General features: G+C 33.1%; 19 protein-coding genes. 12 read left to right on the top strand and 7 right to left on the bottom strand.

Annotated features, from left to right (window positions below; all coding sequences use genetic code 11):
* The first annotated feature begins 42 nt into the window (after positions 1 to 42).
* From recN to ACFFLS_RS22490, 12 genes are all read left to right on the top strand, one after another.
* Complete coding sequence (gene recN, locus ACFFLS_RS22545; protein ID WP_379687658.1) at positions 43 to 1,695, top strand: DNA repair protein RecN; 1,653 nt, start codon at positions 43 to 45, stop codon at positions 1,693 to 1,695.
* A gap of 52 nt (positions 1,696 to 1,747) precedes the next feature.
* Entirely contained in the window at positions 1,748 to 2,452 is a 705-nt protein-coding gene (locus ACFFLS_RS22540; protein WP_379687656.1) for a hypothetical protein, read from the top strand.
* 58 nt (positions 2,453 to 2,510) lie between these two features.
* Complete coding sequence (fabV, locus tag ACFFLS_RS22535) at positions 2,511 to 3,701, top strand: enoyl-ACP reductase FabV (RefSeq protein WP_379687655.1); 1,191 nt, start codon at positions 2,511 to 2,513, stop codon at positions 3,699 to 3,701.
* Between the two features lie 124 nt (positions 3,702 to 3,825).
* Entirely contained in the window at positions 3,826 to 4,824 is a 999-nt protein-coding gene (locus ACFFLS_RS22530) for a glycosyltransferase family 2 protein (protein ID WP_379687654.1), read from the top strand.
* A 1-nt stretch (position 4,825) separates the two neighbouring features.
* Positions 4,826 to 5,422, top strand: coding sequence for a dephospho-CoA kinase (gene coaE / locus ACFFLS_RS22525; protein WP_379687653.1), 597 nt, complete (start codon positions 4,826 to 4,828; stop codon positions 5,420 to 5,422).
* A gap of 59 nt (positions 5,423 to 5,481) precedes the next feature.
* A complete protein-coding gene (locus ACFFLS_RS22520; RefSeq protein WP_379687651.1) occupies positions 5,482 to 7,068 on the top strand; it encodes a sensor histidine kinase in 1,587 nt (528 codons plus the stop codon).
* 3 nt (positions 7,069 to 7,071) lie between these two features.
* Positions 7,072 to 7,785: a response regulator transcription factor gene (locus ACFFLS_RS22515; RefSeq protein WP_135220387.1), complete on the top strand. Its 714-nt coding sequence runs from the start codon at positions 7,072 to 7,074 to the stop codon at positions 7,783 to 7,785.
* Positions 7,786 to 8,274: 489 nt separating this feature from the next.
* A complete protein-coding gene (locus ACFFLS_RS22510; protein ID WP_379687649.1) occupies positions 8,275 to 9,036 on the top strand; it encodes a hypothetical protein in 762 nt (253 codons plus the stop codon).
* Positions 9,026 to 10,417, top strand: a complete 1,392-nt coding sequence (locus ACFFLS_RS22505; protein WP_379687648.1) for an RtcB family protein — start codon at positions 9,026 to 9,028, stop codon at positions 10,415 to 10,417. Before ACFFLS_RS22510 ends, ACFFLS_RS22505 begins: the two co-directional genes overlap by 11 nt.
* Before the next feature lie 12 nt (positions 10,418 to 10,429).
* Positions 10,430 to 11,035: a hypothetical protein gene (locus tag ACFFLS_RS22500; protein ID WP_379687647.1), complete on the top strand. Its 606-nt coding sequence runs from the start codon at positions 10,430 to 10,432 to the stop codon at positions 11,033 to 11,035.
* The gene (gene prfH, locus ACFFLS_RS22495) at positions 11,023 to 11,712 is read left to right on the top strand and encodes a peptide chain release factor H (protein ID WP_379687645.1); all 690 of its coding nucleotides are present in this window, start codon (positions 11,023 to 11,025) and stop codon (positions 11,710 to 11,712) included. Before ACFFLS_RS22500 ends, prfH begins: the two co-directional genes overlap by 13 nt.
* The gene (locus ACFFLS_RS22490) at positions 11,699 to 12,241 is read left to right on the top strand and encodes a hypothetical protein (protein WP_379687644.1); all 543 of its coding nucleotides are present in this window, start codon (positions 11,699 to 11,701) and stop codon (positions 12,239 to 12,241) included. The genes prfH and ACFFLS_RS22490 overlap by 14 nt, the downstream gene beginning before the upstream one ends.
* A gap of 228 nt (positions 12,242 to 12,469) precedes the next feature.
* Here ACFFLS_RS22490 and ACFFLS_RS22485 read toward each other — a convergent pair whose 3' ends face one another.
* The 7 genes from ACFFLS_RS22485 to ACFFLS_RS22455 all read right to left on the bottom strand — a co-directional run bounded on the left by ACFFLS_RS22485 (position 12,470) and on the right by ACFFLS_RS22455 (position 18,500).
* Positions 12,470 to 13,216, bottom strand: a complete 747-nt coding sequence (locus ACFFLS_RS22485) for an acyl-[acyl-carrier-protein] thioesterase (protein WP_379687643.1) — start codon at positions 13,214 to 13,216, stop codon at positions 12,470 to 12,472.
* Between the two features lie 33 nt (positions 13,217 to 13,249).
* Positions 13,250 to 13,843 (bottom strand): hypothetical protein, encoded by a 594-nt coding sequence (locus ACFFLS_RS22480; protein WP_379687641.1) that lies wholly within the window; start codon positions 13,841 to 13,843, stop codon positions 13,250 to 13,252.
* 2 nt (positions 13,844 to 13,845) lie between these two features.
* Positions 13,846 to 14,526, bottom strand: a complete 681-nt coding sequence (locus ACFFLS_RS22475; RefSeq protein ID WP_379687640.1) for a hypothetical protein — start codon at positions 14,524 to 14,526, stop codon at positions 13,846 to 13,848.
* Positions 14,527 to 14,574: 48 nt separating this feature from the next.
* A complete protein-coding gene (miaA, locus tag ACFFLS_RS22470) occupies positions 14,575 to 15,498 on the bottom strand; it encodes a tRNA (adenosine(37)-N6)-dimethylallyltransferase MiaA (RefSeq protein WP_379687639.1) in 924 nt (307 codons plus the stop codon).
* Positions 15,499 to 15,650: 152 nt separating this feature from the next.
* The gene (locus ACFFLS_RS22465; protein ID WP_379687637.1) at positions 15,651 to 16,490 is read right to left on the bottom strand and encodes an ion transporter; all 840 of its coding nucleotides are present in this window, start codon (positions 16,488 to 16,490) and stop codon (positions 15,651 to 15,653) included.
* 57 nt (positions 16,491 to 16,547) lie between these two features.
* Positions 16,548 to 17,084, bottom strand: coding sequence for a hypothetical protein (locus ACFFLS_RS22460; RefSeq protein WP_379687635.1), 537 nt, complete (start codon positions 17,082 to 17,084; stop codon positions 16,548 to 16,550).
* A 54-nt stretch (positions 17,085 to 17,138) separates the two neighbouring features.
* Positions 17,139 to 18,500, bottom strand: coding sequence for an exonuclease domain-containing protein (locus ACFFLS_RS22455; RefSeq protein ID WP_379687633.1), 1,362 nt, complete (start codon positions 18,498 to 18,500; stop codon positions 17,139 to 17,141).
* Positions 18,501 to 18,560 lie beyond the last annotated feature (60 nt).

The following is an 18,560-nucleotide window of genomic DNA, read 5'->3' as shown; positions in this document are numbered from 1 at the left end:
TTTCAAAATTCTCAATAACTTTTATACTACAAATTTGTTTCTATGATTACGTCATTGTCCATTAAAAACTATGCTCTAATTGAAAAACTTGCTATTGATTTTTCAAAAGGTTTCTCTATAATCACTGGTGAAACAGGAGCGGGTAAATCTATTATTTTGGGGGCAATAGGACTTGTTTTAGGAAAAAGAGCAGATTTGACTTCATTAAAAAATAAAGAAGAAAAATGTGTAATCGAGGCACAGTTTGATATTTCAAAATACGATCTAAAAGAATTCTTTACGGCAAATGATTTAGATTATGAGGACGAAACAATTATTAGACGCGAAATACTTCCTTCGGGAAAATCTCGTGCTTTTATTAATGACAGTCCGGTAAATCTTCAGGAGCTTCAAGATTTAAGTCTTTTTTTGATTGATATCCATTCTCAACAACAAACTCAGGAGTTGTCTGACGAAAATGTGCAATTCAAGATAATTGATGCAATTGCAGTTAATTTTGAGACAATTGCTAATTATCAGCAAGTTTTGAAAACGTACAGAAGTGCTAAATCGAAATTAAATGAGCTTCAGAAAAAGCAGGCAGATGCTGGAAAAGAACAAGAATACAATACATTTTTATTGAATGAATTGGTTTCGGCAAAATTGAAATCTGGAGAACAGCCGGAGCTTGAAACCGAATACGAAAAATTAAATAACGTTGAAATCATTAAAGAATCTCTAGACAAGTCTTTAGCGATTGCAAACGAAGAACAATACGGCGTTTTTCATAATCTAAATGAAATTAAGAACGCTTTGCAAAAGATTGCAACTTTTTCGCCTGATTATGAGAATGTTTTTCAGCGAATTTCAAGTATTACTATTGAATTTGATGATGTTTCAAAAGAACTTCAAAATATTTCCGAGAAACTTTTGAATGATCCAGAACAGTTACAGCTAGTAAGTCAGAAACTGCAACTTATTTATAATCTACAGAAAAAACATCAGGTTAATTCTGTTGATGAATTGATTCAAATACAGGCCGATTTAGGAAATGTTTTATTAGAATTGGATGGAATGGATGAAGAAATCGGCATTCTAGAGAAAGAAATAGAACAAAAAACGGATGAACTTGATAAGTTGGCAGCTGTTATTCATGAAAAGAGAATAAAAGCGATTCCAGTTCTTTCAGATCAATTAATTGCTATTTTGTCTACTTTAGGAATGCCTAATGTTCGTTTTAATATGGAGTTGCTTCCTTCAGAAACGTATTTTCAAAATGGAAAAGAAGAACTTCAGTTTTTGTTTTCAGCTAATAAAGGAACAGATTTCGGACTTTTGAAAAAAGTGGCATCTGGTGGAGAAATGTCTCGAATTATGTTGGCAGTAAAAGCAATTTTAGCAAAATACTCAAAACTTCCGACTTTGATATTTGATGAAATTGATACCGGAGTTTCTGGAGAAATTGCCATTAGAATGGGGGAGATTATGAAGGAAATGAGCAGTTCGATGCAGATATTTGCTATAACCCATTTACCGCAGATTGCGGCAAAAGGAGACTCGCATTTTAGAGTTTCTAAATCAAGTGTGGGCAACGATACAGTTTCAGAATTAAAGCTTTTGTCTCAGGATGAAAGAGTTACGGAAATTGCGCAAATGCTGTCTGGAGCAAACATTTCAGATTCGGCATTAAATCATGCAAAAGAATTATTAAATTAAATATTTGATTTATATTTGTTGGTATTAATGATAAACAAACTATTTAAAATCTATGCTTAGAAAAATTACTATTTTCTGTTTTTTAAGCTTTTTAGTTGCAACAACTAATGCGCAAGAAACTGCCGAAAATAAGAGTGCTTCTTCCGAGACTTCAGAAGGAGGTATAGATTTGTTTTTAGCTAAAGATATTCCAGAGGGCGTATATAAAACCTATGAAGATCTTGTGGCAAAAAATGGTGTTTACATGGGGGATGCCATAGTAAGAAAAAGTGTTATGCGTTATAAACCATTAGATAAGTCCGAGGTTATAGATCAGGTTTATTTTGCTTGGGCGAGAAATGATGTAAAACTTGATTTTTTTGCTATTTCTTATAATGGTGTTCTCTATATTCAGCAGAAATACTTTCACAAATATTCAGTAAAAGGACACAGAAGTGAGGATGGCAGTAATGCATTATCTTATCATAGAGTAATCAACGACGGTAGGTTTTTATACTTAGAAGGTTCTTTTGCTAATGCTTGGGCAAAAGGAGCGGCTTATGGCGTAGGCGGAGCTGCAGGAGCCGTAATGGGCGCTAATATGAACAGACTAAAAGGAGTCGTATTTGATATAAAGAAACAGGAAGTTAGTTTTATACGGGATTGCGAAGATTTAAATGTTTTAATCGAAAAATACAACGGAACTAAGATTGAATGCAAAGAAAAAAACTTTGATATTCTGACTGTGCGTGAAAATATAGATAAGATTATTAAATAACATTTTAGGTTTTTAATAATAGAAAAGCATCAAATTAAAATAGAAATAAAAACAGAATATGATTATAGAACCAAGAATGAGGGGATTTATTTGCTTGACAGCCCACCCAAAGGGAAGCGAGCAAAATGTTAAAAATCAGATAGGATATATAAAATCAAAAGGAGCAATTGATGGAGCTAAAAAGGTATTGGTTATTGGAGCTTCTACAGGCTTCGGACTGGCTTCAAGAATAACAAGCGCTTTTGGTTCTGACGCAGCAACAATTGGAGTGTTTTTTGAAAAACCACCAGTTGAAGGAAAAACAGCTTCTCCAGGCTGGTATAATTCTGCAGCTTTTGAGGCTGAAGCTCATAAAGCAGGTCTGTATGCAAAAAGTATCAATGGAGATGCTTTTTCTAACGAAATTAAAAGAGAAACTTTAGATTTAATCAAAGCTGATTTAGGACAGGTTGATCTTGTTATCTATAGTTTAGCTTCGCCAGTTCGTACAAACCCTAATACAGGAGTAACACACCGTTCGGTTTTAAAACCAATCGGACAGACTTTTACAAACAAAACAGTTGATTTCCATACAGGAAATGTTTCAGAAGTTTCTATTGCTCCTGCCAACGAAGAAGATATCGAAAATACAGTTGCTGTAATGGGCGGAGAAGACTGGTCAATGTGGATTGAAGCTCTAAAAGCTGAAAATTTATTGGCAGAAGGAGCTGTTACGGTTGCTTATTCTTATATAGGGCCATCATTGACTGAGGCTGTTTACCGTAAAGGAACAATCGGACGTGCAAAAGATCATTTAGAGTCTACTGCATTTACGATTTCTGAGAGTTTGAAAGAAATTGGAGGAAAAGCATATGTTTCTGTAAACAAAGCTTTGGTTACTCAGGCAAGTTCAGCAATTCCCGTAATTCCGTTATACATTTCTCTTTTGTATAAAATAATGAAAGAAGAAGGAATTCATGAAGGATGTATTGAACAAATGCAACGTTTGTTTAAAGATAGATTGTATAATGGTTCTGAAGTTCCGGTAGACGAAAAAGGAAGAATCAGAATTGATGACTGGGAAATGCGCGATGACGTTCAGGAAAAAGTGGCAAAACTTTGGTTAGAAGCTACAACTGAATCGTTGCCAGAAATTGGCGATCTTGCAGGTTACAGAAATGATTTCTTAAATTTATTCGGATTTGAATTTGCAGGCGTTGATTACAATGCAGATACAAATGAAGTGGTAAATATCGAAAGTATTAAGTAGTAAAATATTTTACAAAACTTTGAAAAAACCATCAATTAATGTTGATGGTTTTTTTTATGAATTAGATTATCTTTGTTAAAATTTTGAAATTTTAGAAATACACTTTAATAACGCATATTCTGCTATGATTTTCTCTTTAATTATACCCGTGTATAATCGTCCTGATGAAGTTGATGAACTCTTGGAAAGTTTAACGAAATCAGATTATAATGAAGCATTTGAAATTGTTCTTGTCGAAGACGGCTCAACAATACCGTGTCGTGATGTGGTGATGACTTATCAAGGGAAATTAAATATTTCGTATTATTTTAAAGAAAATTCAGGTCCGGGCGATTCCAGAAATTACGGAATGCAGAAAGCCAGAGGCGATTACTTCATCATATTTGATTCAGATTGTATTATTCCATCTGACTATTTATCGGAGGTTAGAAAGGCTTTGAATGAAGAATATGTTGATTGTTTCGGTGGTCCTGACAAAGCCTTGGACAGTTTCTCGAACATTCAGAAAGCTATCAATTTTGCCATGACATCTTTTCTCACTACAGGTGGAATTCGAGGAGGTTCTGAAAAAATAAATAAATTTCAGCCCCGCAGTTTTAATATGGGGATTTCCAAAAGAGCTTTTGAGGTTTCAAAAGGGTTTGGTAATATTCATCCAGGAGAAGATCCAGACTTGTCAATACGTTTGTGGAATTTAGGTTTTAAGACTCGTCTGTTTCCTAAGGCTTATGTTTATCATAAAAGAAGAATTGACTGGGAGAAATTCTCAATTCAGGTCAATAAATTTGGTAAAGCACGCCCAATATTAAACAGCTGGTATCCGGAGCACAATAAGCTTACTTTTTTCTTCCCTACATTTTTCATGCTCGGATTATTATTAGCTTTTTTATTGTTAATTTTTAATATTGATATTTTATTACAATTATATTTTGTATATTTCGTTATAGTTTTTCTTACGGCGAGTATTCAGAATAAAAGCATCAAAATAGGATATCTCTCTGTAATTGCAGTAGGAAAACAATTTTATGGTTACGGAACGGGATTTTTAGTATCGTTTGTAAAAATCATCATTCTGAAAAGAAAACCACAGGAGGCTTTTCCTAATATGTTTTTTAAAGTTTAGCATGACAAAAGTTATTGGCCTTACCGGCGGAATAGGAAGCGGAAAAACAACTATTGCGCATTATTTTGAGGAATTAGGCGTTCCTGTATATATTGCAGATGATGGCGCGAAAAGAGTTATGAAATCTGTTTCTGTTATTGAAAAGATAAAAATAGAATTCGGAGAAAGTATTTTTGAAGACAATGTCTTAAACCGTTCAAAACTAGCCGAAATCGTTTTTAATGATAAGGAAAGGCTTGCTGTTCTTAATTCGTTGGTGCACCCTGCAGTCAAAGAAGATTTTGAAATCTGGAGAAAGCAACATGAGAATTATGAGTATGTGATTTATGAAGCCGCGATTTTGTTTGAAAGCGGGAGATATAAAGAATGTGATCTTGTAATTACAGTAACAGCGCCCGAAGAAGTAAGAATAGAAAGGGTCATAAAAAGAGACAATACCACAAAGGAACAAGTTTTAAGCAGGATGAAAATGCAATGGAATGACGAAAAACGAATTTCTATGAGCAATTTCGTGATTAATAACAATAATCTTAAAATTGCTAGAGGAGAAGTTGTTAAAATTCTTAAAATTTTAAATATAAAACAAAATCAGTCTTAAATGTTAATATTTGGTTAATGTATTATTTAGTATATTGTTAAAATATTAATTTTGTTTCGATGAATAAATTATTTTTTAGAATACTTGTTTTATTGATGAGTTTATCCTTAATAGGGATTATTCTGGTACAAGTTTATTGGTTCAATTCATCGTTTAAAAACAACGATGAGCAATTTAAATACCACGTTACACAAGTTATTGGAAATGTTGCTGATAAGCTTGAAAAGCAAGAATTATATAGCTATGCCAATAAAGTTAATAGGCTTAAAGACAGTATAGGAAAAACACCAGCAAAGGAAGACCTTCTTGAAGTTTTATTTGTTCAAAGAAATAAAAGAACCAATAAAACTATTGTTTATTCTAATACATTAACTTCTGAAGATTATGATATAACAGGGGAGCTGTTTAACAAAAAATTCAGCAGTGAACGTTTTAAAAGTTTCAGCTCAAAACGAGTAACAGAAGTTTACAATAACAACAACAGAATTGATAATAGTCCATTGGGTCAAAGTATAATACCAGACCTTAGAAATGAGAAATCCGGAAGCCTTGATATTTTAAATAAAGCACAACAGGAGATAACTTACAGGGATATTGCAGGCTCACTGCCTCTCGATGAAAGAATTTCACCAGAGAAGCTGAATTCGCTTCTGAAAAAAGAACTGGAGGATTATGGTGTTAAAACGAAGTTCGAGTTTGGTGTTCTGAATCATGATCAGGCCACGAAAATACGATCTCAGGGTTTTCATTATGATAAAGATGCAAGCTATCAGGTTCCGATTTTTACGGATAACGAAGGAAATAGTAACTATGAATTGTATGTTACGTTTCCTCATAAAAAGAAATTTTTACTGTCAGAATTGTTGAGCATTACCATATTATCAATAATTTTTACATTAATTATAATAGTTGCCTACACAAGTGCGTTAAATCAATTGTTACGTCAGAAACATATTTCTGAAATAAAGACTGATTTTATAAACAATATGACGCATGAGTTTAAGACCCCAATCGCAACAATAAATTTAGCACTCGATGCTATTAGAAACCCCAAGATAATTGAAGATAAAGAAAAAGTTTATCGCTATCTTCAAATGATTAGAGACGAAAACAAAAGAATGCATGCTCAGGTCGAGAATGTTCTTAGAATTTCTAAACTAGAAAAAAGAGAACTTGATATTACAAAAGAACCTACTGTAATTCACGACATTATTGATGATGCGATAGAACATGTAAATTTAATCCTGGAAGACAGACAAGGAACTGTTGTAAAACATTTTAATGCAGCGAGAACAACTTCGTTGATAAATGAAGTGCATTTTACAAACGTTTTGGTTAATATTTTAGAAAATGCGATAAAATATTCGCCAGACGCTCCTAAAATTGAAATTTTTACAGAAAATGTAAAAGACATGATTCTGATTAAAGTTAGAGATCATGGACTAGGAATGAGTAAGGTGGCTCAAAAACGTGTTTTTGAGAAATTTTACAGAGAGCATACAGGAGATTTGCACAACGTAAAAGGCCACGGATTAGGACTTGCTTATGTAAAAAGAATAGTTGAAGACCACAACGGTCAAGTATATGTTGAAAGCGAAAAAGGAAAAGGTAGCACCTTTATAATAAAAATACCATTAATAAATTAAAATATGGAAAATAACAAAAGAATACTTTTAGTAGAAGATGACCTAAATTTTGGCGCTGTTCTTAAAGATTATCTAATGTTAAATGACTTTGAAGTTACTTTAGCTAAAAACGGTATGGAAGGTTTCGAGAAGTTCAAGAAAGACGTATATGATTTATGTATTCTCGACGTAATGATGCCTTATAAAGATGGTTATACTTTAGCCAAAGAAATTAGAGAAAAAAATAGTGAAGTGCCAATTATCTTCTTGACGGCAAAGTCTATGAAAGAAGATGTATTAAAAGGATATAAAGCAGGTGCCGATGATTATCTTAATAAGCCTTTTGATTCAGAAGTTTTATTAATGAAAATCAAAGCGATTATTCAAAGAAAATCTGCTGATACAAAAGCTGAACAGGTGCAATTTGAATTTAATATTGGTAAATTCCATTTAAATTCAAAGTTAAGATTTCTTACTTTTCAGGATGAAGAGCCAATCAAATTGTCTCCAAAAGAAAATGAATTGCTTAAGATGTTGATTCTTCATGAAAATGATTTAATGCCGAGAGAATTGGCCTTGACTAAAATCTGGAGAGACGACAACTATTTTACTTCAAGAAGTATGGACGTTTACATCGCTAAATTGAGAAAATATCTAAAAGCTGATGAAGATGTTGAAATCTTAAATATCCATGGAGAGGGATTCAGATTAGTTGTAAAAAGCAAAGTTTCTGAATAATAATTTCACCAAAAAAATATGAGCTCTGAGAAATCAGGGCTTTTTTTATGCTTTTATTTGAAATTATTTTTTGTTTGTAAATGCATTTAATCAGTTGTTTTTTAACTTGTTGACTGTGTTTTGTGATTTTTGCGTTTTATTTCTGATGAATTTTCTTTAAAATTAATTTGGAATATTAAAAAAGAATTCACAATATTTGCAAACGAAAAAATAAATAATAACCCTTTAAAACGAAGAAATAGTGTTTGTACTTACATTGACATCTCAGAGCTTTACACCAAATGGATTTGGTGAAGCAATTCTTCGTGGCTTATTTCAATCTTAGAAATATATTTTTTAGCTATATAAAAAAGCCCGAAGACTATAAGTTTCGGGCTTTTTTTTATTCTAGACTCTTCAAATTTCCCGAAAATCGATTTTAGTATTTATCCTTTTGGATAAAATGTTTAGCCTTTTTTAGGCTGTAATTTAATACGCGATAATTTTTTTATGCAAAATTATACGGTAGAAGAGTATGCTTTATGCACTCGCTTCAAAACCGAAAGAAGAAAAAAACGATTAGTAAGAACGGATTTTGAGAAACAATTAATTCAGTTAAGAAAACTTGATACTGAACTTTGGACCAAGCGCAACAATTTGCCCTTAATTCCTTTAGAAGTTCCTTATCAGCGAGGTTGGAAGCGTAATTTCAAACTTAGAGATGATGTTGCAAGATCAAGTGAAGCTTCATTTTACAGAGAATTATTGGAAAAAATAAACACATGGCAGTTTTCTTCTGAAAAATCTTTTAAGAGAAAGAAAAAACGAAAGAGGAAAGGTGTTTATGTTGAAAAAATCCAAACTGTAAAAGAGTTTTCAGAATGGGAATGGAGAAGTTCAAAACTTGAATTGACCGAAAAAGAAAAAGCACATTTTTATAAAAGAGAACGTTGGTGTAGCAATTGCAAGCGATACAAAATTCATTATGTATTCAACGAACCTTGGCGATACGTGCTTCGTGTTAGTCCTTATATGATTACACATACCAAAATGGTCGATTCAGATTTAGAAAGTCAAATAAAACTTATTGAAAATTATATTGTCAATTATAATCTGAGAGGTAAAATAAACAAAATTAGAGGAGGTTTTTCTAATAGCTGGAAATCATATAGAGTTGAAAATCCAAAAGAGAAAAATCCAATTAAAAATAAAAGTCTGCATGCAGTATATCAACAATATGTAGACGAAATGATAGAAAATCATGGGAAATAAATTATCAGGAAAAGATCTTATTAAATTAGGTTTTCCAAAGAATAATTCAATAAATATTGCCTTAGGGCAGATAAACAGATATAGAAAAAGAGAAAAAAAAGAATCTATTCTGACAGAAGCAAAAGACGTTTTGTTGCATCCTGAAAAATATGAAGGAAACGGAACGTGGGGAAAAGTTGCTGAAGGCTTGATTAAACCTGTTCAGGTGAGAATGCATCAGCTTAAAAATACGCGAGCTCCTTTTAGAATTTTTGGAGAAAATGAAATCGATGAGCAGGCAAAATTTCAATTGTATGATTCGTTAAAACTGCCAGTTTCAGTTGCTGGAGCCCTAATGCCAGATGCACATTCTGGTTATGGATTGCCAATTGGCGGTGTTTTGGCAACAGATAATGCGGTGATTCCGTACGGAGTTGGAGTTGATATCGGTTGTAGAATGAGCCTTTCGATTTTTGACTTGCCAGCTTCGCATTTCAAAGGAAGAGAACATCAATTAGAAACAATTTTAAAAGACAATACAAAATTTGGAATGTACGAAGCGCATGCTTCTCGTGTAGATCATGAAGTGTTTTACAATAGTGCATTTCAAGATATTCCGTTGTTAAAGAATCTTTTGCCTAAAGCTTATAAACAATTAGGAAGTTCGGGGGGAGGAAATCATTTTGTGGAATTCGGAATTGCTAAAATTGATAATCCAGAGAACGAATGGAAACTGGAAAAAGGAGAATATTTTGCTGTTCTGTCACATAGTGGTTCACGCGGATTAGGCGCAAACATTGCGAAACATTACACGTATTTGGCAACAAAACAATGTCCGTTGCCAAAAAATGTACAGCATTTGGCTTGGTTGGACTTGAATACGCATGATGGCCAAGAATATTGGTTGGCGATGAATTTAGCTGGAGAATATGCAAAAGCCTGTCATGATGATATTCACCGACGAATTGCCAAAGCAATAGGGAAAAGAGTCGTGGTAACGATTGAAAATCATCACAATTTTGCTTGGAAAGAAATCGTAAACGGTCAGGAATGCATTGTACACAGAAAAGGAGCAACACCAGCAGGTGAAGGGCAATTGGGAATTATTCCGGGTTCGATGACGGCTCCAGGTTTTATTGTGAAAGGAAAAGGAAACGCAGAAAGTTTAAACTCGGCATCGCATGGTGCGGGACGTTTGTTTTCGAGAGCAAAATGTAAAAGTACATTTACACAAAGCGAAATTAAAAAGGTTTTGAAAGCTAATGATGTAACTCTGATTGGCGGTAATATTGATGAAGCTCCGATGGCGTATAAAGACATTACGAAAGTAATGGCAAATCAAACTGATTTGGTGGAAGTTTTAGGCACTTTTACGCCAAAGATTGTTAGAATGGATCGGTAGAAAATAAGGATTATGGAAAGATTTCAGGATGAAAATAAATGGTTAGGAAATTTTTACAACGAGATTTTTGTAAAATGCTCAAAATGTGAGTCTAAAGGAGTTTTGAAAGAAGTGTCTAGAAATTGTGAATGCGGAAACTGTACTACAATGACTTTTGAATGTAAATCCTGTTTTTATAAGATTGACGAGCCTGTTTATCAATATAAAACATTTGGGAAACACTATTGCGGTAATTGTTTTGAAAAATTTGATTTAGAATCTAAAATCTTCAAAAAAGTACCTGAAAAATATGAAGTTAAATGTCCGCATTGCAGTTTTCAGGAAGAAATAAAGCCTGATACTTACGCATTTAGAGAAGAGCCTAAGAAGGATGGTTTAATACGTGATTGCTGGTATAATTTACCGCTTTGGTTTCAGAAAGAAGTCCGAGGAAGTGTTTTTTGGGTTTATAATCAAGAACATTTATTGTACTTGGAAAAATACATTAAAGCTGATTTAAGAGAGAGAAATAATAATGGAAGTGGTAATGGAACAATGGTTTCACGACTTCCAAAATTTATTAAAGAAGCAAAAAACAGAGAAAAGCTTCTTAAAATATTAGAAAAATGGAAAGAATAATTCAGATAACAGCGGGTCGAGGACCTGCAGAATGCACTTGGGTTGTTGCCCAAGTGCTTAAAAAAATCTTGGAAGAAGCGCAGGAACATCGACTGGAAACGGTTTTACTGCAAAGAGAAGCGGGTACTGAAAATGGAACTGTAGAAACGGCATCGATTGCCGTAAAAGGAAAAAATGCAGATCAGTTTGTGGATTCTTGGATTGGAACGATTCAATGGATTGGTCAGAGTCAGTTTAGGAAAATGCATAAACGGAAAAACTGGTTTATAGGCATTTTTGAAATTGAAGCACAAAAGAATGCTTCAGTTTCAGAAAATGATATTCACTATCAAGCCATGAGAAGTTCCGGAGCAGGAGGGCAACACGTTAATAAAGTAAGTTCGGCAATTCGGGCAACTCATGTTCCGACCGGAATTGCAGTTGTTTCTATGGACAGTCGCTCTCAGCATCAAAACAAAAAACTGGCAACAGAAAGATTAATTAAAAAATTAGAAGATGAGAAATTGCTTCAGCTTAAAAATTACGTGGGAAAACAATGGGAAAATCAGTTGAATATTCAGCGTGGGAATCCTATTAGAGTTTTTACAGGAAGTGATTTTAAAAAGAATAAAGTGGAGAAAAGTTACAAAGGAACTCGTCAGAAATTAAAAAACGATTTACGAAATGAAAACAACTGATAAATACCTTTTTCAAGCTTTAGATAATTATCCGTATTGGCTTGAAGGAACAATTGAATCTTTGGATTATGCTTTTTCGTATGATGATAAAAACACGATGGTTTTGTGTTTGTACGGAAGGATTCAGGCAGAGCAATTAATGAATTATGAAGAAGCTAAATCATATTTTCAGCAAGCTTTAGCGATTAATATTCATGCTCTTGAAGTGTATCCGCATTATTTGCAGACTTTGATATTGAATGAAGATTATGATGAAGCTCAAAAATTGATTGACTTTGCTTTAACGATAAAAGGAATCAACAAATCGGAGATTTTTATCAAGAAAGCAATTCTATTGGAAGCGCAAAGTGAGTTTAAAAAAGCATTAAAAGACATTAAAAATGCGAAACTTCATTCTTTGCAATTCAATTATGAATCTGATATTTCCGATGTGGAAAAAAGAATTGAATGCAAAATGGATTTAATGAAAAAGAAGAAAGGGAAGAAAGACAAGAAATCTAAGAAAATTTCTAAAAAGAAATCGAAATGATTTTGATTGAAATGAAAACGATGTTATTCTGCGTGAATTGCATCGTTTTTTTTTTAGCCACAAATTACACAAATTCTCACTAATTGTTTTTGCCACGGATTTAAAGGATTTTTATGTATTTTTTTAAGTGGGAACTAAAAAATAATAGTATTTAAAAGTTTTAAAAATTGGTGGTAATTTGTGGTTAAAGAAATCATTTGGAATCCTTGTTAATCTGTGGCTAAAATTTTATTTCCAATGCAATTCCAATGCGAAACAATTTTTATCGCCTTTTGTAATGCTGAAAGTTGTAGTAGATTGATTTTCATTGTCACTTTCGTGAATGACTACTTGGTCATTTAGAGAAAGCTCTTTTAAGAAATTCATTTCAAAGCTTTTGACTTCTTGTTTTAAAATTCTTTTCGCATCCACATGATCTAGACACCACTCTAAATATTTTACATTATTTGCATGATTTACAATATCTAAATCCGATAAATAAACGGTTTTTTCAAACACAGATTCTTTTTCTGGATTGATGTTGATTCTCGAAAATCCTTCAAGAGTTGCTCTTTTATCGGGAAATAATTCAAAATGCTCAAAAGGTAGAGCCAAAGCTTCGGGACGACGTGCTTTTGTATTAAAAACAGCCCAATACGTTTCGCTGCCTACTATTTTTTCTCCATTTACATACATTTCAAGAGCACGTACAGAGCGTGAATTTTCAAGACTATTGATCCATGTTTTTACGGTGACAACATCTTGCCATTTCGGTAATGCGGTTATCTCTACACGCATGCGACTTAAAACCCACGCTTGATTAAATTCCTGCATATCGGTAAAACTGATGCCACCGACTTCTGAATGTGCCGCCGCAGTTAATTGCAGCAGATTGCATAAATCAGTATATTTCAAGTAACGGTTTGGTGTACATTGTGTAAAATTAATTTCCCACTCCTTGCTTAAAACGGAAGTGAAATTTGGAGAAATCGGCATGAGATTATCATTTTATTAAAAACTTCTGCAAAATTAATGAATTTTCAAACCAATATTGACTTGAATTAGTTTTGCATTGTCATAATATGAAACAAATTCAGGAGAAGTGTTGATATCCAGATTTGAATTTAAATAACAAAGACCTAAAAAAACAGATAATCTTTTGGCAAGTTGAAAATCGGTGTTAAATCCAACTCTAATGTTCTCTCCCGTCTGTTTTCCAAAACTTCTTCCATCAGATTTAAATTTAAGTTCTGCTCCTCCAACTCCAAAATAAGGTTCAATATTTAGTTTTTTTGCGATTTTTATTTCGTAAGAAATATCTCCATAAGCAGTATGAAATTGAGCTGAGCTGATATTTCCGGCACGCGTAATATCTGTGGTTGAATAGGGCATGTAATCGTAACCGACACCAAGTTTAAAATTATGAATTCTTAAAAAGCTGAAGTTGGTTCCAATTCCTATTTTGCTGTCGTTGGCTTCTGCCAAAAAATTTTCTCCAAAGTTGGACGGAATTATAGCATTTACACGAATATCGTGATTGAATTTAACTAAGTTGGTATTTTCGGTTTTCTGACTGTATGAAAACTGTAGGATAAATAAAAAGAATATAATTTTTAATTTCATGGCTAATAAGTTATAGTATGGATTACTTTTTCTGAATTGATTGTAACAACAGCTTCGTGATTGGTGCGTACCAATTTTGTTGGGTCAGAATAATCTTCAACTGTATAACTTAATTTTATATTTTGATTTTTAACAACATTGAAAAGAGTATTGATATAGTGATTTTGATCTTTTTGATTCAAGTCGATTGATTCATCTGATAAAAGACCATCGACACTAATTTTAGTAATTTGTCTGGTGTTTGTTGTTTTGTTTAAGACTACTTCTAGCTGCGTAATCTCATCTTTTTTGTACAAAGGGATTTTATTAAGATCTAGTTTATAATTGACAAAATTTCTTTTCTGTGCCTTAATTTGTTTAGGTTGGTATTCAGGAGAAGTGCCATTGTAAGAACCAGTATAGATGCTGCTAAGTGTTACGATTATATCTATATCGTCGCTTTTTGGTGCAGGAAAAACTAAGGTAAATTTTCCTTCTGAATCTGTATTAGCATAGCTGATTAAATCTGATCTGCTGTAAGTTCCATCAGAATAGGTATTGATTTCGATTCTTTTGTCAGAAATCGGATTGTTGTTTCGATCAATCAATTGGCCTTGAGCTACAATTCTGGTTTTTCCATCGTATTGAATTTCACAGGAATAGCAGAGTAAAATGGTAAGGAAAAGAAGTAGAAGTTTTTTCATTTAGAATATTTTTAAATAATTCTAAATATATATATTCCTACGAGAATATTAAACTTTTAATTTTAAATTTATGTAATCAAAAATTTTTTGTCTGTCTGTATTGTAGTCAAACCATTTTGTGTTTTCGTTTCTTTTGAACCATGTCAACTGCCTTTTAGAAAATCGTCTTGTATTTTTTTTGATTTCTTCGATGGCAAAAGGCAAATTAAATTCACCGTCAAAATAGCTGAATAATTCTCTATAACCAACTGTCTGCAAGGCGTTTAATTCTTTTTTTGGATAAAGCGTTTTGGCTTCTTCCAGCAGTCCCATATTCATCATGATATCGACACGCTGATTGATTCTGTCGTAGATTACTTCTCTATCGGCATCTAAACCAATGAGGATAGGAGTGAAGTTTCGGTTGTTTTTCTTCAGATTTAAAAATGATGAATACGGCTTTTGAGCGCCAATGCAGACTTCTACAAAACGCATCATTCTTTGTGGATTTAAAAGCGTCTGCGGATTTTCGACTGTTATTTTTTGATAATAATCTAAATCTAATTCTTTTAGTTTTTTCTGTAAATACTCGATTCCTAATTTTTCATAGTTTGAATTTACTTCTGAACGAACTTCTGGAGCGATTTCAGGAAATTCGTCAAAACCTTTTAAAATCGCATCTACATATAAACCTGAACCGCCAATCAAGATAGCAAAATCCTTGTTTTGATACAATTCTTCTAGTTTTGAAAGTGCTTCTTTTTCGTAATCGCCTACAGTATAATTCTCAAAAATTGATTTGTTTTGAATGAAATGATGTTTGGCTGCGTTAAGTTCTTCCTGACTTGGAACAGCTGTTCCGATAGTCATTTCTTTAAAAAACTGACGACTGTCACATGAAATTATTTCACAATTAAAATGCTTTGCCAATTCGATACTTAAGGCAGTTTTACCTATGGCTGTTGGTCCGACGATGGTTATTAGGTACTTCATATTTTTTAGCCCAGATGGAAATGGAAACCCCGGACTTATATTTGTTTGTTTTTTTGGCGTAAAAGAGCGACCAACGGAAGCTCCTTTTATGACTTTAAAAAACAACAAAGATAAGGAGGAGTTGCAATGTACAGCTGGATTAGCTTCTAAAATTAATTATTAGACAATTCTGTTCCGCATTCGTAGCAATACTTGGCACTGTCAAAATGAACTTGCGCTTGACAATTTCTACAGGTCTTTTTTGTGTTTACGGCATTGTTTTTCAAGCTTTTTTTGGCAAATTCGGCCGTTACGATTCCGGTAGGCACTGCTATGATTCCGTAACCTAAAATCATTACAAGTGCAGCAATGAATTGGCCTAAAGGTGTTTGCGGCGAAATGTCTCCGTAGCCTACTGTTGTCAGGGTTACAATTGTCCAATAAATTGCCATTGGAATACTGGTAAATCCAGATTCTTTGCCTTCTACTAAATACATTATTGATCCAATAATAATGGTACTGACTAAGACAAAATAGATAAAAACGAGAATTTTTTCTTTGCTGGCATCAATGGCTTCTTTTAGTTGCATAGATTGATGCGAAATCTGTGGAAGGTGCAGAATTTTAAATAATCGAAGAAATCGAAGCGCTCTTACGATAGATAAAATACTGGCTCCGGGAAAAAATATCGACAAATACATTGGTAAAACGGCCAATAAATCGATGATTCCGTAGAAACTGAAAATGTATTTTACCGGTTTTTGAATGGAAATAATCCTTAAAATATATTCTATAGTGAAGAATACAGTAATAATCCATTCGCAGATCCATAACTGGGAATGGTATTTTGAATTGATGCCTTCGACGGTATCGAGCATGATTAATAAAACGCTCAGTAAAATCAAACCCAAGAGCACTAAATCGAACATTCGTCCTAAAATGGTATTAGTGCCATAAAGAATGATTTTGACCTTTTCTCTAAAGAGTTCGTATTGTGATTTTTTATTTTTCATAGTAATTGCTCTCAGCAGCTTATGTTCGTAGAAAAATTCACTTAGTTTGATTAATCATTATTCACCAATCAATTTTGCCTTTAAGACAAACTTTTTATTTATGATATTTTCTACGTCATCTTCCAAAAAATCAGAATCAATAATATTGTTGTTTGTTGATTTACGGCCACTGAAAATCTCTATAGTCGCCCATATTTTATCGCTTTCTAATGATTTATATGTTTTTTCGGATATTTTTATATTCTTAAATACTGCTTTACGTTTATCGGTCAATTCAATTTTTGAATGTGCTAATGCCAGCGGACCTTCCTGATTACTATCAGATTTAGGTTCTCCAAATATATTTGTCAAAACAATTATTGTTTCATTTTCACTTCTTAATTTTTCTTCAGCTTTTTTGCTTAAATCTATTTCTATTTCAAAAGAAGGGATTTCGATAGAATCTCCAACTATTTTTAATTTTTCTGACTTGGCTATTTTATTTTGATTAATCTCGGAATTCGCTTTACTTATTTTTGTTTTGTCTGCATTAGAATTGTTATTGCAAGCTGAAATAACGATGAATATGATAATTAAATAAAAGATGTTTTTCATTTAAAGTATTCTTTTTTTGATATTAATTAACGAAGATAGACAACGTTTAAATTGTTAAAAATGAAGGATTTTGAGCGATTTGGTTTTTCGGATGTAATTCTGAATGATATTTTTTACATCACGGTTGTGCTGCATCGGAATTAAGATGTTTTTTAATATTTCGATGTTTGTAATCTGATAATTTAGATCATAATAAGCATAACCTTTATAAATTCCATTTTCGATTAAAATGGCGCTTCGTTCGTTTATGCTTCTCCCTTTATCCATCAAAATCATGCTTTTGTTCTCAAAGCTGTTTTCGCTGATAAACTGCTGTACGCGCTCATTATAAACCTCAGGAGTTACTTCGCCAATGCAGGCTCCATCGCATTCTTTTATTTTATATTGAAAACATTCTTTTTTTGTGTCGTACAATCCAGTTAGTTTTTGGCACAATCTATATTTTGCTGTAAACATAAAAAGCGCATTTTTTCCTTCCTGCAATGAAGCATACGAAAGGATTTCTTTTTTGCGTCCATCGGCTTTTTCAAGTTTTAGATTGATGTAGCCTTTGCTGTCTTTTTCTGCATAAATAGCAAACGGAAAAATAGTTTTTCGCTGTGAACGGTTATATCTGGGTCTGTTTAATTTAATTTCCTGGCTTTCTTTTAAAAGTCCGATTAGCTCGCTTCCGGTTTCGTCGTAAGTTATCGTAAAAACTTCTGCCTGTATTCTTTTGCTTTTTTTATTGGTAGAAGTAAAATGCTGATTGATCCTTTTTTTTATGTTTCGGCTTTTGCCAATATAAATTAAGGCACCACTTTCGTTGTGTATATAATAAATGCCGGTTTTAGAAGGCATTTGCCCTAAAAGATCAAGCAGTTTTGGAGCAATTCCTTTTTCGATTTCCAGCTTGATAAAATCTTTTACAATTGTTTTTTCAAGATCTTTTTCTAAAAGCATCTTAAAAAGCTTCACCGTTGCCATGGCATCTCCGCTAGCACGATGACGATCGGCCATTGGTATTCCGAGTGCGCGCACTAATTTTCCTAAGCTATAAGAAGTCTGTTCCGGAATGAGTTTTTTTGCCAATTCGACTGTACAAAGTGTCTTGGCTTCAAAATCATAACCCAAACGTCTAAATTCTGTTCGAAGGATTCGGTAATCAAAAGAGGCGTTGTGTGCTACAATAATGCAATCAGAAGTGATTTCGATGATGCGCTTTGCGACCTCAAAAAATTTGGGAGCCGAACGCAACATGGCATTGTTGATTCCGGTTAGTTTGACTACAAAGGGCTGAATCGGAATTTCGGGATTGACCAAACTAATAAACTGGTCAACTACTTCATGGCCATCAAATTTATAAATGGCAATTTCGGTAATTCCTTCTTCATTAAATTGTCCTCCAGTGGTTTCTATGTCTAGTATTGCGTACAAATTAGGTGCTCGGTGTTCGGTTTTTAATATTCAGTTTGTAGAGACGCACTTTGGTATGCC

Origin of the sequence: Flavobacterium procerum, from assembly GCF_042431625.1 — a bacterium.
GTDB lineage: Bacteria > Bacteroidota > Bacteroidia > Flavobacteriales > Flavobacteriaceae > Flavobacterium > Flavobacterium procerum.
The sequence above is the reverse complement of the archived record's forward strand: the minus strand, read 5'-3'. Positions and strand labels throughout refer to the sequence as shown.